Genomic DNA, 13,724 nt, shown 5'->3' on the forward strand with positions numbered 1-13,724 from the left:
CCGTGCCCTTTCGCATTGCTGCGGCGTGGATCAGCTGTAGATCTCGAACAGGCCGGCGCCGCCCTGGCCGCCGCCGATGCACATCGTCACCACGCCCCATTTGGCCTTGCGGCGAGCGCCTTCCTGCAGCAGATGGCCGGTGAGACGGGCGCCGGTCATGCCGAAGGGATGGCCGATCGCGATCGAGCCGCCGTTGACGTTGTACTTGGCGGGATCGATGCCGAGCTGGTCGCGGCAGTACAGGCACTGGCTGGCGAAGGCCTCGTTGAGCTCCCACAGGTCGATGTCGTCGATCTTGAGGCCGGTGCGCTTCAAGAGCTTCGGAATCGCGAACACCGGGCCGATGCCCATCTCGTCCGGCTCGCAGCCGGCGGTGGCCCAGGCGACGAAGCGGCCGAGCGGCTTGAGGCCGCGCTTCTCGGCATCCTTGGCCTCCATCAGCACCACGGCGGCGGCGCCGTCCGAGAGCTGGCTGGCATTGCCGGCGGTGACGAACTTGCCCGGGCCCTTCACCGGCTCGAGCTTGGCAAGGCCTTCCATCGTGGTGTCGGGGCGATTGCATTCGTCGCGATCGACGACGTAGTCGACGATGCTCTCGGCCTTGGTCTGCTTGTCGACGACCTTCATCTTGGTCTTCATCGGGACGATCTCGTCCTTGAACTTGTTCGCCTGCTGGGCCGCGGCCATGCGGCGTTGCGATTCCAGCGAGAACTCGTCCTGATATTCACGGCTGAGCTTGTAGCGCTCGGCAACGATGTCGGCGGTGTCGATCATCGCCATGAAAATGTCGGGGGCGACCTTGAGCAGCTCCGGATCGATCGATTCCTTCGGCGTGCCGCCGCCCGGAATCGAGATGCTCTCGACGCCGCCGGCGACGATGCAATCGGCGCCGTCGGAGCGGATCGAGTTGGCGGCCATCGCGATGGTCTGCAGGCCAGAGGAGCAGAAGCGGTTCACCGACACGCCGGCGGTCGTCTTCGGCAGGCCGGCGAGCAGCGCGGCCTGGCGGCCGATGTTCGGCGCGCCGTGAGCGCAATTGCCGAGATAGCAGTCCTCGACATAGTCCTTGTCGACGCCGGAGCGGTCCACCGCGTGGTGAATGGCGTGGGCCGCGAGCGACATCGGCGGCGTGATGTTGAACCCGCCGCGGCCGGATTTCGCCAGGCCCGTGCGCGCATAGGAAACGATGACGGCTTCACGCATTGTTTTCTCCCTTGTCGAACGATTTTGAACGGAGCGTAGTTACGAGGCGTTCTGGGCGCCATTGGTACACAAAGATTGGAGGGGCGGGGAAAATAAAAACGCCGCCTCCGGCGATGGAGACGGCGTTGTTCCGCGTGTCGGAATATATGATATGATGATCGTCATTCCGGGACGATGCGTGAGCATCGAACCCGGAATCTCGAGATTCCGGGTTCTCGCTTCGCGAGCCCCGGAATGACGGCACGTCAGAACGTCAGCGCCTTGGCCTGCTTGACCTGCGGCAGGGCCTGCACCTTGGCGAGCACGTCGGCCGGCACGGCGCCGTCGACCTCGACGAGAGCGATGGCATCGCTGCCGGGGGCGACGCGGCCGAGATGGAAGGTCGCGATGTTGATCTTGGCATCGCCCAGAAGCCCCGCGAACTTGCCGATGAAGCCCGGCTTGTCCTCGTTGGTGACGTAGATCATCGACTTGCCGAACTCGGCATCGACGCGGATGCCCTTGACGTCGACGAGGCGCGGCTTGCCGTCGTGATAGACGGTGCCGGAGACCGAGCGTTCCTGGCGTTCGGTCGCAACCGTGACGGTGATCAGGCTTTCATAGTCGCTCTGGGCGGCGCGGACGATCTCGTCCACCACCATGCCGCGCTCCTTGGCGACAACAGGCGCCGACACGACGTTGACCTCGCCGAGCATCGGGCGCAGCAGGCCCGACAGCACGGCCGAGGTGATCGCCTTGATCTTCATCTCGGCGACGTGGCCCTCATAGGTGATCTCGACCTTGAGGATGCCGCTCTCGGTGAGCTGGCCGGCGAACGAGCCGAGCTTCTCGGCGAGTGCGATGAACGGCTTCAGCTTCGGGGCTTCTTCCGCCGTGATCGAGGGGAAGTTGACCGCATTCGAGATCGCGCCGGTGAGCAGGTAATCCGACATCTGCTCGGCGACCTGGAGCGCGACGTTCTCCTGGGCTTCCGTGGTGGAGGCACCGAGATGCGGCGTGCAGATCACGTTGGGATGGCCGAACAGCACGTTCTTGGTCGCGGGCTCCTCGACGAAGACGTCGAAGGCCGCGCCCGCGATGTGCTTGGCGTTGAGCGCATCGACCACCGCCTGCTCGTCGACGAGGCCGCCGCGGGCGCAGTTGATCAGGCGCACGCCCTTCTTCATCTTGGCGATCGCGGCTGCGTCGATGATGTTCTTCGTTTTCTCGGTCAGCGGCGTGTGCAGCGTGATGAAATCGGCGCGCTTGAGCAGATCGTCGAGCTCGACCTTCTCGACCCCGATGTCCTTGGCGCGCTCCGGCGACAGGAACGGATCGAACGCGATCACCTTCATGCGGAGGCCGAGCGCGCGGTCGGCGACGATCGAGCCGATATTGCCGCAGCCGACGACCCCGAGCACCTTGCCGGTGATCTCGACGCCCATGAAGCGGTTCTTCTCCCACTTGCCGGCCTGCGTCGAGGCGTCGGCCTGCGGGATCTCGCGGGCCAGCGCCAGCATCAGGGTGATGGCGTGCTCGGCGGTCGTGATTGAATTGCCGAACGGCGTGTTCATCACGATGATGCCCTTGGCCGTCGCGGCCGGGATCTCGACGTTGTCGACGCCGATGCCGGCGCGGCCGATCACTTTCAGCCTGGTCGCCTTCTCGAGGATCTTGGCGGTCGCCTTGGTCGCCGAGCGGATCGCAAGGCCGTCGTAATTGCCGATGATCTCGGCGAGCTTGTCCTTGTCCTTGCCGAGATTGGGCTGGAAGTCGACCTCGACGCCGCGGTCCTTGAAGATCTGCACGGCTGCGGGCGAGAGCGCGTCGGAAATGAGAACTTTGGGTTTGGTCATGGGGATGTGTCCTCTGCCTTCCTCAAAGAAAGGGCCTTAAGACCGGATGGGTGAATGTCTCGGAGCACTTCTCCCTCTCCCCGTTCTTACGGGGAGAGGGTTGGGGTGAGGGGCAGCCGCGGGCGAAGGCGCAAATGGAGAGAGCCCCTCACCCGGATCGCTGCGCGATCCGACCTCTCCCCGTAAGTACGGGGAGAGGTGAAAACTCAGGCCGCCTTCGCGAGGGCGGCCTTGGTCTCGGCGAAGGCCCAGTCGATCCACTGCGTCAGCAGCTCGACGTCCTTTGCTTCCACCGTGGCGCCGCACCAGATGCGCAGGCCAGCCGGCGCATCACGGTAATAGGCGAAGTCGTAGCCGGCGCCTTCCTTCTCGACGAGGGCCACCAGCTTCTTCGAGAACTCCGCCTGCGCGTCCTCGGAGAGCGAGGTGATCGCAGGATCGGTGAACTTCAGGCACACCGAGGTGTTGGAGCGGATCGAGGCATCCTTGGCGAGGAAATCGATCCAGGGCGTCTTCGCCTTCCAGTCCGCGAGCACCTTGGTGTTGGCGTCGGCGCGCGCGATCAGCGCCTTGAGGCCGCCGATCGACTTGGCCCAGTTCAGCGCATCGAGATAATCCTCGACGCAGAGCATCGACGGCGTATTGATGGTCTCGCCGACGAAGATGCCTTCGTTGAGCTTGCCGCCCTTGGTCATGCGGAAGATCTTCGGCAGCGGCCAGGCCGGCTTGTAGGTCTCGAGCCGCTCCACCGCGCGGGGCGACAGGATCAGCATGCCGTGCGCGGCCTCGCCGCCGAGCGCCTTCTGCCAGGAGAAGGTGACGACGTCGAGCTTGGCCCAGTCGAGCGCCTGCGCAAACGCGGCGGAGGTCGCGTCGCAGATGGTCAGGCCTTCGCGGCTCGCGCTGATCCAGTCGGCGTTCGGCACGCGCACGCCCGAAGTGGTGCCGTTCCAGGTGAAGACGACGTCGGTCTTGGGATCGACCTTCGACAGATCCGGGATCTCACCGTAAGCCGCATTGAGCTTGGTGACGTCCTTGAGCTTCAATTCCTTGACGATATCGCTGACCCAGCCCTCGCCGAAGGATTCCCAGGCGAGCGTGGTGACGGGCCGTGCGCCGAGCAGCGACCACAGCGCCATCTCGACCGCGCCGGTGTCGGAGGCCGGCACGATGCCGATGCGGTAGTCGGCGGGGACCTCGAGCACTTCGCGGGTGAGGTCGATGGCGAGCTTGAGCTTGGACTTGCCGATCTTCGCGCGATGCGAGCGGCCGAGGGCTGCGTCCTTGAGATTTTGGGCGTTCCAGCCGGGGCGCTTGGCGCAGGGGCCGGAGGAGAAATGCGGCACGGTCGGCCGCGAAGCGGGCTTCGCTACAGTCATGATCTACCCTTCCAGATAGTAAGCCTCCCGTTGGGGGGAGGTGTCCCGCCGCGGCTGATACGGGAATCGGGAAGGTCCGTCAAGGAAGTTCCGGGGCCTCGCGCGCCATTGATGGCGCTTCCGGTGCAATATCAGGGGCCTCGACGACAGCGAGCGCATTCAGCAAGTCCGTGGCATCGCTGATCAATTGCGCGGCCCGACGGCGGCTGCCGACCTTCAAAATGCATTTGTCGTTGGCCTGCACGACGTAGTCGTTACCGACCTTGATGATGGAATAGCTTGTCATCGAAATCCCCGAACCGACCGAGCTCGGTGCCCGACGCTGCGTAGCACCGTTCGTTCCTTCATCAACGTGAACGACGGCCGGGTAGTTTACCGGCTCTTAACATGAACGAACACGCGATCCGATTTCGCTGATTGCGCAACGGCGACGTGGTGCTGGATCAAAAGCGGACAGTCATACCGACATGGCTCGCTGTGAATCCGAGCCGCTTGTAGAAGCGCTGCGCATCGACGCGCGTCTGATGCGTCAGCAGCTCGACCAGATTGCAGCCGCGCGCCTTTGCTTCCGTCACGGCCCATTGCACCAATTGCTCGCCGATGCCGCGGCTGCGACAATCAGCGGCAACGCGAACGTCCTCGAGCAGACCGCGCGATCCGCCTTGCGAGCTGATGCCCGCCAGGATCGCCAGCTGCAGGCAGCCGACCACCCTGCCCGCGCTCTCGGCCACGACCAGCGTGAGATTCGGATCGCGCTCGACCCGCGCGAATGCGTCGTAATATACGGCCGGCAACGGATCCTCCGCGCGCTCGCGTGCGCGGCCGAGATGATCGTCGGCGAGCATCGCAACGATCGCGGCGACGTCGTCGCGGCGCGCGGGACGGATGGAGACCGATTCGGCGCTCATATCGAACATTCCAACCTCAGCGCGCCGTCGGAAGGCCGAGAAACGCTTCGACTTCGCCGATCCAGCGGCGGACGGACGCAAAACGGCCGAGGTCGAAGCCGCCTTCGTGCGCCACGCGCGTATAGGCGAACAGCGACACGTCGGCGAGCGACACCTCGTCGCCGGCGAAGAAGCGGCTGGTCGAGAGATGCTGCTCCATGCGGTCGAGCGCCGCATAGCCGCGCTTGACCTTGTCAGGATCGAGCTCGGAGGCGTCCTTGCCGAGATAGACCATGAGGAAGCGGCACACCGCGATGTAGGGCTCGTGGCTGTACTGCTCCCAGAACAGCCATTCGTCCATCTTGGCCGCCGTGAAGGCGTCGCGCGGAACGAGCGCACTGTCGCGGGCGAGATAGCGGATGATGGCGTTGGACTGTGCCAGCGTGCGGCCGTCGTCGAATTCGACGGTCGGCACCTGGCCGGCGCCGTTCATCCTCAGGAATTGCGGCGTGCGCGTCTCGCCCTTGCGGGTGTCGATCTCGATCCACTGGTAGGGCACAGCGAGCTTGTCGCAGACCCACTTCACCTTCAGGCAGTTTCCGGAATTGCTGTCGCCGTAGATCTTCATCGCTGCCGCCCCACTTTCGGGTGACAGAGCATCAGGACGAAGCGAAGCTGTCAACAGGAAGCGGACCGCTCAGAACTTGTAGCCGAGGCCGAGGCGCGCGTTGTTCAGCGTCACCTGCGTGTTCATGACGGGAGAGAATCTCACATATTCATATTCGATGCGCGCGAACAAGCCGTCCCAAACGCAGTATTCGAGCCCGAGGCCCGCGGTCCAACCGACCGCGAAAGTGTTGGTCCGGTGCTGGCTCTGAGTCTGCGACTGCGCCGGAACAGCATACGTATTGGACGTGGTCGTCGTAACGCCGGCGATCGTTGTCGTCACGATCTGCGTGAGCGTCACGTCGCTCGTCACCGTGCGGGAGACGTCCATCCGCCCAACCGCGGCACCGAAGAAGGCATACGGCATGAAATCACCGCCATCCCAACCTACGCGGCCACGGAGCGAAATCATGTCCTTGACCTGCGCCGCGGCGGTGCCGGTCAAAGTCACGTTATAATTGTCGGTCGTGCCGGCGGGCGGGTTATCGCCGGGCGGGTTGGTGATGACGAGCGAGTTGTGACCGCTCGTCTGCGTGTAGAGATTGTTGAAGTAGCTGTAGGTGCCCTCGAGACTGAGAATGGCATCGTACCATTGCCAGTTGCGGCCAACGAAGCCGCCGAAATTGACGCCTTGCGTGTGGGTCTTGTTCAAGAGCGACCAGTTCGCGGTCGGTTGCTGCAGGACGCTGTCGCGGAAGATGTAGTTTGTGAGGCCGACCACGCTTTGGCTGAAATCGGTCGCGTCGGTCGTGTAGCCGGCGTTGCCGCCGACATAAGCGCCATCCCAGTTGCGGCTCGTCTTCGACAGACCGTCGGTGAAGCCGCCGCGCAGCACGGGCAGGTCCGGCATGTCGGCCGCTTGCGCGGCAGATACCGTCCCCAACATCGCCGCTGCCAACACCAGCCTACGCATCACCACGCTCCATCGGACTCGAACTGTTGCGATGATCATCGCCTGTTAACCTTAACCAATGGTTGCGCCAGGCGCTTTCGTTCGCTGCTGGCCATGAAAAATACGCAAAGCAAAACGGCGCGGGAGGATCCCGCGCCGTTAAGAAGTCCTAACCGATAAGCTTGCCGATCAGCCCTTGGTGACCAGCGGCGGCGGCGGCACGTAGGCCGGCGGGCTGTTGAGATCCCAGCGCACGCCGAGCTTGACGTCGTGCGAGGTGAGCTCCTTGATCTTGATCGAGGTCGGGCCCGAGGCGCTGTTGTCGAACAAGCGGTAGTTGCCTGGCGCGGCGTCGCCGAGATTCATGTAGCTGTAGGCCAGTTCGACCGTGAACCCGGGATTGACCTTGTAGGCGAGACCGGCGTGAGCGGCCCAGGCGAAGTTCCACTTTCCGCTATCGGCGAAGTAGGCGACGCTGTTGTTGAGCAGCGGGTTGTAGGACACGCCGTCGTCACGGAAGCCGCTGATCTTGTTGTAGGAGCCGCCGACGCCCGCGCCGATGAACGGCGTGACGCACCACCAGGTGCCGAGATCGACATAGGCGTTGGCCATCACGACCCACTCGGACTTGCTGCCGCTGTAGTTGTTGACGCCGACGAAGCCGGGGCCAACGACGTTGTCGCTGCCGTGCAGATTGGCTTTGCCCCGGTATTGGCCAATGACGTCGGCGCGGAACCAGTTGTTGAAGCGATAGCCGACGCCGAGATCGAACAGCGGGGACGAGTCGAAGCCGAGGCCCTCTGTCGTCCTCGTGAACCCTGCCGGCAGGGTGCTCTCGATGCGCTTGGCGCTCTGGTTGGTCATGCCGATGTCGCCACGCAGATACCAGCCGCCGAAGTCGGCGGGCGGAGCCGGCGGCGCGTACATGGGGGGCGGGGCGGCGATCGGCATGTCGGCGGCGAACGCCACCGACGAAATCAGGGTTGCCGCACCCGCGGCAAGGAGAGACTTAACGCTACGCATTGGCTTCGTCCTTATGGCCGGTGAGGCAAAATACGGGCGCCCCACGTTCTGGAAACTCACGGGGAGGACGATGCCAGCAAATGCTTAAGCGCCACTTAACCCTAATTTTTAAGGTTGATTTTTTCTGACCCTACACGCGCGCGCCGCGTGAGCGTTGCAAGAATGCCGCGCGAAATGCGTCATCCGCGCCGCATTCCCTAACGATGTGTGAAGCCGCAACGCGGCAAGAGAGGATGCGTTAACGCGCGTGCCGCGGCAGCTCGGGCAGGAACACCGCGAGCAGCCCGATCGCCGGCAGATAGGCGCAGACCTGGTAGACGAACTCGATCGAGGTGTGGTCGGCGAGCTTGCCGAGCACGGCTGCGCCCAGACCCCCGATGCCGAAGGCGACGCCGAAGAACACGCCGGAGATCATGCCGAAGCGGTGCGGCACCAGCTCCTGCGCGAACACAATGATCGACGACGTCGTCGAGGAGATGATCAGGCCGATCGCGACGCTGAGCACGGCGCTGGCAACGAGCCCGGCATGGGGCAGCGCCAGCGTGAACGGCAGCGCACCGAGGATCGAGATCCAGATCACGATCTTGCGGCCGAAACGGTCGCCCAGGGGACCGCCGAGAAACGCGCCGACCGCGTTCGCCGCGAGGAAGATGAAGAGATGGATCTGCGCCCCTGCGTCGACACGCCGAAACGGTCCATCAGGTAGAAGATGTAGTAGCTCGACAGGCTCGAGACGTAGAGCTGCTTGGAGAACAACAGCGCGACGAGCACGAGAAGCGCGACCGCGACGCGGCGCGAGCTGGGCGCGCCCGGATGGGTGTCGACGGGCGCCGCCTTCTTCGTCGTGATCTGCGGCGCATACCAGCGGCCGATGCGCCAGAGGATGAGAATCGCGAGAAACGCGATCGTGGAGAACCAGGCGATGCTGCCCTGCCCGAACGGCACCACGATCAGCGCGGCCAGCACCGGCCCCATCGAGGTACCGAAACTGCCGCCGAGCTGGAACACCGATTGCGCAAAACCGTAGCGGCCGCCGGAGGCGAGCCGGGCGATGCGCGCCGATTCCGGATGAAACACCGCCGAGCCGAGGCCGACCAGCGCGGCGGCGACGAGGATGACGAGATATTGGTGCGCGACGCTGAGCAGCAAGAGGCCGAAGAAGGTCGAGGCCATGCCGATCGCCAGCGAATAGGGCTGTGCCTTCTTGTCGGTGTAGTGTCCGACCACCGGCTGCAGCAGCGAGGCCGTGAACTGGAACGCCAGCGTGATCATGCCGATCTGCGCGAAGTCGAGCGCGTAGGTGTCCTTCAGGATCGGATACACCGAGGCGATCAGCGACTGCATGGTGTCGTTGAGGAAGTGCGAGACGCTGATGCCGGCGAGCACGATGTAAGCCGGCCCCGCCGCCTTGGCGGCGGCCGGCGCCACGTCGGCGACGACGACGGGCTCGGTCAGCGTTTCCTCTGAGACGACGACAGGCTTGTTCAAGGCAGCAATCCCGGCGCGGCCGTTGCCGCAAGGTGCTAGTTACGATGCGGGCGGCGGTCGAACCACCGTCAATCGCAAATGGCTGGGATGCGCCGGTTCTACCCTCCCCTGGAGGGCAGGGCTATCGCATATGACTTGTGGCGGCGGCCTGCGCGCACGCCTCGTCCTTCGAGACGGCGCTTACGCGCCTCCTCAGGATGAGGTTAATCAGCGTCAGTGTTCGTTGAAACTGCTGCCGCGCACTCCGCCCTCATCCTGAGGAGCCCGCCCAAAGCGGGCGTCTCGAAGGATGGCTGCAGGGAAAAGCTCTCAAATGCGATTCCCCTGCCCGGAGGGGGAGGGTCGATCGCGCGTAGCGCGAGCGGGGTGGGGTGATCTCTCCACACGAACACTGTCCGCGAGGCGAGATCACCCCACCCCGTCTCACATTCCGCTACGCTTCATGTGAGCCGACCCTCCCCCTCCAGGGGAGGGTAAGAAAGACCCTAAGCCGCGGCCTGCCCCAGCGCCAAAACGATGGTGTCGACGATGTCCTCGACCAGGACGCGGTCCTCGCCTTCGCCCATGACGCGGATCACGGGCTCGGTGCCGGAGGAGCGGATCAGGAGACGGCCGTGGCCGTTGAGGCGCTTCTCGCCGTCGGAGATCGCCGATTTGACGTCGGAATCGTCGAGCGGCTTGCCGCCCTTGTGGCGGACGTTCTTGAGGATCTGCGGCAGCGGATCGAAACGGTGGCAGACCTCGGACACGGGACGGCGCAGCTTCTGCACCACGGCGAGCACCTGCAACGCGGCGACGAAACCGTCGCCCGTCGTGGCGTAGTCGGACAGGATGATGTGGCCGGACTGCTCGCCGCCGAGATTGTAGCCGCCGCTCAGCATCTGCTCGAGCACGTAGCGGTCGCCGACCGGGGTGCGCACCAGCTCGAGCCCCTGCCCTTGCAGAAAGCGCTCCAGCCCGAGATTGGACATCACGGTGGCGACGATGCCGGGACGCGAGAGGCGTCCGTCCTCCTTCCAGCTCTGCGCGATCACCGCGAGCAGCTGGTCGCCGTCGACGACATGGCCGCGCTCGTCGACCAGGATGACGCGATCGGCGTCGCCGTCCAGCGCAATGCCGATGTCGGCGCGCATCTCGCGCACCTTCTTCGACAACGCCTCCGGCGAGGTCGAGCCGCAATCCTTGTTGATGTTGAAGCCGTCGGGCTCGACGCCGATCGGCACCACGTCGGCGCCCAATTCCCACAGCGCTTCGGGCACCACCTTGTAGGCGGCGCCATTGGCGCAATCGATCACGACGCGCAGGCCCTCGAGCGAAAGGTCGCGCGGCAGCGTCCGCTTGGCGAATTCGATGTAGCGGTCATGAACGCCGTCGATACGGCGGGCGCGGCCCAAGCTCGCGCTCTGCGCGAGCTTCTTGTCGAGGGATTCGTCGAGCAGCTGCTCGATCTGCCGCTCGACGTCGTCGGAGAGCTTGAAGCCCTGCGGGCCGAACAGCTTGATGCCGTTGTCCTCGAACAGATTGTGCGAGGCCGAGATCATGACGCCGAGATCGGCGCGCATCGACTTGGTCAGCATCGCGACCGCCGGCGTCGGCATCGGGCCGACCAGCAATACGTCCATGCCGACCGAGGTGAAGCCCGCGACCATGGCGTATTCGATCATGTAGCCGGACAGGCGAGTGTCCTTGCCGATCACGACCCGGTGGCGGTGGTCGCCGCGCTGAAACGCAAGGCCCGCGGCCTGGCCGACCTTGAGCGCGAGCTCCGGCGTGATCAGTCCGTTGGCGCGGCCCCTAATCCCGTCCGTCCCGAAATATTTGCGGCTCATTTCGTCCCCCAACGCAACAACCAGGGACTCCCCTCTACAACCACGGGCTGCCCCAACGGGCCCCGCATCCCTGATTTGCCGAGGTCTTATAAAGCTATCGCGGCTAACTTGGCTTCAAAAAATATAATGAATCATTACGGTACCGGTGCCGCGACCGCCCTGGTAACACATTGTTAACATTGTAGTTCCGGCGTGACCAGCGAAAAGCAGCGGAACTCGCCCTAATCCGAGCGCTTCACATGGCCGTCCGCGCGGCTGGGCGCCGGCTGCGTGACGTTGACAGGATCCGAGCCGGGGAAGGTCTCCTCCAGTCCCTCTTCGAGCGCCTCCTCGAGATCATGCTTCTCCTTGATCTCTTCCGGCGAGGGTCCTGCGTGCGGCTTCGTCATGACGCTCTCCTTGGCGCTCTCCTTCCAAAACGTTCTGCAAACGATTTGGCTGTGCTTCCAACCATGCTAGATGACCCCGAAATCTTCCGATGCAAGACTGCTGGTACATGACGGGCCGGGGAAACGACATGAAGCATATTACCTGTATCGACGACCTTCGCACGCTGCATCGGCGCCGCGTGCCGAAGGCGTTCTTCGACTATTGCGACCGCGGCTCCTACGCCGAGGAGACGCTGCGCGCCAACCGCGAGGACATGCAGGCGATCAAGTTCCGCCAGCGCATCCTGGTCGACGTCTCCAAGCGCGACACCTCGACCACGATCCTCGGCGAGCCGTCGACGATGCCGCTGATCCTCGCGCCGGTCGGCCTGCTCGGCATGCAGCACGGCGACGGCGAGATCCACGCCTGCCGCGCCGCACAAGCCGCCGGTATCCCGTTCACGCAATCGACCATGTCGATCTGCTCGATCGAGGACATCGCCGCCAGCGTCGAGAAGCCGTTCTGGTTCCAGCTCTACGTCATGAAGGACCGCGGCTTCATCAAGGAATTGATCCAGCGCGCGATGGCCGCCAAGTGCAGCGCGCTGGTGCTCACGGTCGACCTGCAGGTGATCGGCCAGCGCCACGCCGACATCAAGAACGGCATGACCGTGCCGCCCGAATGGTCGCTATCGAAGCTGCTCGACTTCGCCAGCAAGCCGGCCTGGGTCTCCGGCGTGCTGCAAGGCAAGCGCCGCACCTTCGGCAATCTCGCCGGTCATCTGAAGGTCAGCGACGACATCACCTCGCTGTCGACCTGGATCAGCTCGCAATTCGACACCTCGCTGAACTGGAACGACATCGACTGGATCCGCTCGATCTGGCCAGGCAAGCTGATCCTGAAGGGCATCCTCGACCTCGAGGACGCCGAGCTCGCCGCGAAAACCGGTGCGCAGGCGCTCGTGGTCTCCAACCATGGCGGCCGGCAGCTCGACGGCGCGCCGTCCTCGATCGAGGTGCTGCCGGAGATCGTGGACGCGGTCGGCGACAGGATGGAGATCATGTTCGACGGCGGCATCCGCTCCGGCCAGGACGTGATGCGCGCGCTCGCGCTCGGCGCAAAGTCCTGCATGATCGGCCGCGCCTATGCGTATGGCCTCGGTGCCGGCGGCCAGGCCGGCGTCGCCAAGGCGATCGACATCATCCAGAAGGAGCTGCTCACGACCATGGGCCTGTGCGGCGTCAACCGGATCGACGAGATCGACGATCACGTGATTGCGGTGTGAGGATTGAAGCGCGAAAATCGCGCATCAATTATCGCTGTCGTCCCGGACAAGCGCGCCCAAGCGCGCGCCGATCCGGACCCATAGCCACAGGCGGATGTGGCTACGGGGACGCGGAGTGACCTGCTTCGCGCAACAACTTCTCCCTGTGGTTATGGGTCCGGATCGGCGCTAACGCTTGTCCGGGACGACACCGAAGGTGTGGCTGCAGCTCCACTCACATCGGCGGCGTCAAGCCGTCGCGGCCGACGCTGACGCGGCTGGTCTCGAACGAGCCGTCCGGCAATTGCTTCAGGAAGGCGATGACGTTGGCGCCGGGCTTCAGCTCGGATTTGTCGCCGGGCACGAAGGTCACGACCGGCGTGTCGTCGGCGACGAACACCTTCTTCTCGCCGTCCTTGTACTTGACCAGCAATGTGTGGCCGTCATTGCCGACGACGCTCTCGGCCACGGTCGCATTGGTCATGCTGGAGTTGGGCTTGAGGTCCCAGGGCCGCGAGCCTTCGCCGGTGCCGCGCATGGCTTCCGGAAACACGTGCACCTCGACGGCGTTCGGGCTGCCGTCCGGTCCCGGCACGGTGGTCGCACCGATGAACGAGCCCGGCTTGATGTCGGCGAGCGAGATCTTGGTAACGCCCGACACGTTCACGTCGGAGGCGAGGCGAAGCTTGACCTCTTCACCGCTGCGCGACTTGACCTGCATGGTGTCGCCATCGACGGTTTCGATGGTGCCGCGCACGCGCGTCGGCACCGGCGCCTTCTGGGCGAAGGCGCAGTAGGTCGAGACGGCCACCATCGCGACGGCGATCAGTGGACGTGTGAAGGTTGCACGTTGAACAGTCATGACGGTCTCCGATTGTCCCCAGGAATA

At 64.4% G+C, this 13,724-nt stretch carries 12 protein-coding genes and 1 pseudogene; 1 reads left to right on the forward strand and 12 read right to left on the reverse strand.

The window, feature by feature from the left end; translation table 11 throughout:
* Positions 1 to 30: 30 nt before the first annotated feature.
* The 11 genes and pseudogenes from N2604_RS35735 to N2604_RS35785 form a co-directional block, all read right to left on the reverse strand.
* Positions 31 to 1,203 carry a thiolase family protein gene (locus N2604_RS35735; RefSeq protein WP_260372625.1) on the reverse strand — a complete coding sequence of 391 codons (1,173 nt, stop codon included), beginning with the start codon at positions 1,201 to 1,203 and terminating at the stop codon, positions 31 to 33.
* A gap of 245 nt (positions 1,204 to 1,448) precedes the next feature.
* A complete protein-coding gene (gene serA / locus N2604_RS35740; RefSeq protein WP_260372626.1) occupies positions 1,449 to 3,038 on the reverse strand; it encodes a phosphoglycerate dehydrogenase in 1,590 nt (529 codons plus the stop codon).
* Between the two features lie 206 nt (positions 3,039 to 3,244).
* The gene (locus N2604_RS35745; protein WP_260372627.1) at positions 3,245 to 4,417 is read right to left on the reverse strand and encodes a phosphoserine transaminase; all 1,173 of its coding nucleotides are present in this window, start codon (positions 4,415 to 4,417) and stop codon (positions 3,245 to 3,247) included.
* A 79-nt stretch (positions 4,418 to 4,496) separates the two neighbouring features.
* The gene (locus N2604_RS35750) at positions 4,497 to 4,703 is read right to left on the reverse strand and encodes a hypothetical protein (RefSeq protein ID WP_260372628.1); all 207 of its coding nucleotides are present in this window, start codon (positions 4,701 to 4,703) and stop codon (positions 4,497 to 4,499) included.
* A gap of 157 nt (positions 4,704 to 4,860) precedes the next feature.
* On the reverse strand, positions 4,861 to 5,325 hold the full coding sequence (locus tag N2604_RS35755; RefSeq protein ID WP_260372629.1) for a GNAT family N-acetyltransferase: 465 nt from the start codon (positions 5,323 to 5,325) through the stop codon (positions 4,861 to 4,863).
* A gap of 16 nt (positions 5,326 to 5,341) precedes the next feature.
* Positions 5,342 to 5,932 carry a glutathione S-transferase family protein gene (locus N2604_RS35760; RefSeq protein WP_260372630.1) on the reverse strand — a complete coding sequence of 197 codons (591 nt, stop codon included), beginning with the start codon at positions 5,930 to 5,932 and terminating at the stop codon, positions 5,342 to 5,344.
* A gap of 69 nt (positions 5,933 to 6,001) precedes the next feature.
* Complete coding sequence (locus N2604_RS35765) at positions 6,002 to 6,883, reverse strand: outer membrane protein (RefSeq protein WP_260372631.1); 882 nt, start codon at positions 6,881 to 6,883, stop codon at positions 6,002 to 6,004.
* 168 nt (positions 6,884 to 7,051) lie between these two features.
* Positions 7,052 to 7,885, reverse strand: a complete 834-nt coding sequence (locus N2604_RS35770; protein WP_260372632.1) for an outer membrane protein — start codon at positions 7,883 to 7,885, stop codon at positions 7,052 to 7,054.
* Positions 7,886 to 8,123: 238 nt separating this feature from the next.
* Positions 8,124 to 9,373, reverse strand: a pseudogene (locus N2604_RS35775) (MFS transporter).
* A gap of 485 nt (positions 9,374 to 9,858) precedes the next feature.
* Positions 9,859 to 11,202, reverse strand: coding sequence for a phosphoglucosamine mutase (gene glmM, locus N2604_RS35780; protein ID WP_260372633.1), 1,344 nt, complete (start codon positions 11,200 to 11,202; stop codon positions 9,859 to 9,861).
* Between the two features lie 221 nt (positions 11,203 to 11,423).
* Positions 11,424 to 11,591: a hypothetical protein gene (locus tag N2604_RS35785; protein WP_167361667.1), complete on the reverse strand. Its 168-nt coding sequence runs from the start codon at positions 11,589 to 11,591 to the stop codon at positions 11,424 to 11,426.
* A gap of 128 nt (positions 11,592 to 11,719) precedes the next feature.
* Here N2604_RS35785 and N2604_RS35790 point away from each other — a divergent pair, with 128 nt between their 5' ends.
* The gene (locus N2604_RS35790; RefSeq protein WP_260372634.1) at positions 11,720 to 12,856 is read left to right on the forward strand and encodes an alpha-hydroxy acid oxidase; all 1,137 of its coding nucleotides are present in this window, start codon (positions 11,720 to 11,722) and stop codon (positions 12,854 to 12,856) included.
* Positions 12,857 to 13,070: 214 nt separating this feature from the next.
* Here the strand turns inward: N2604_RS35790 and N2604_RS35795 are convergent, their stop codons facing one another.
* Positions 13,071 to 13,697, reverse strand: coding sequence for a hypothetical protein (locus tag N2604_RS35795; RefSeq protein ID WP_260372635.1), 627 nt, complete (start codon positions 13,695 to 13,697; stop codon positions 13,071 to 13,073).
* Positions 13,698 to 13,724: the final 27 nt, after the last annotated feature.

Source organism: Bradyrhizobium sp. CB1015 (assembly GCF_025200925.1).
Lineage (GTDB): Bacteria > Pseudomonadota > Alphaproteobacteria > Rhizobiales > Xanthobacteraceae > Bradyrhizobium.

Bases quoted from the DNA above. Each gene is read 5' to 3' on its own strand.
- N2604_RS35795 (WP_260372635.1), bottom strand. From the start codon at position 13,697: ATGACTGTTCAACGTGCAACCTTCACACGTCCACTGATCGCCGTCGCG.
- glmM (WP_260372633.1), bottom strand. From the start codon at position 11,202: ATGAGCCGCAAATATTTCGGGACGGACGGGATTAGGGGCCGCGCCAAC.
- N2604_RS35790 (WP_260372634.1), top strand. From the start codon at position 11,720: ATGAAGCATATTACCTGTATCGACGACCTTCGCACGCTGCATCGGCGC.
- N2604_RS35750 (WP_260372628.1), bottom strand. From the start codon at position 4,703: ATGACAAGCTATTCCATCATCAAGGTCGGTAACGACTACGTCGTGCAG.
- N2604_RS35785 (WP_167361667.1), bottom strand. From the start codon at position 11,591: ATGACGAAGCCGCACGCAGGACCCTCGCCGGAAGAGATCAAGGAGAAG.
- N2604_RS35745 (WP_260372627.1), bottom strand. From the start codon at position 4,417: ATGACTGTAGCGAAGCCCGCTTCGCGGCCGACCGTGCCGCATTTCTCC.
- N2604_RS35735 (WP_260372625.1), bottom strand. From the start codon at position 1,203: ATGCGTGAAGCCGTCATCGTTTCCTATGCGCGCACGGGCCTGGCGAAA.
- N2604_RS35755 (WP_260372629.1), bottom strand. From the start codon at position 5,325: ATGAGCGCCGAATCGGTCTCCATCCGTCCCGCGCGCCGCGACGACGTC.
- N2604_RS35770 (WP_260372632.1), bottom strand. From the start codon at position 7,885: ATGCGTAGCGTTAAGTCTCTCCTTGCCGCGGGTGCGGCAACCCTGATT.
- serA (WP_260372626.1), bottom strand. From the start codon at position 3,038: ATGACCAAACCCAAAGTTCTCATTTCCGACGCGCTCTCGCCCGCAGCC.
- N2604_RS35765 (WP_260372631.1), bottom strand. From the start codon at position 6,883: ATGCGTAGGCTGGTGTTGGCAGCGGCGATGTTGGGGACGGTATCTGCC.
- N2604_RS35760 (WP_260372630.1), bottom strand. From the start codon at position 5,932: ATGAAGATCTACGGCGACAGCAATTCCGGAAACTGCCTGAAGGTGAAG.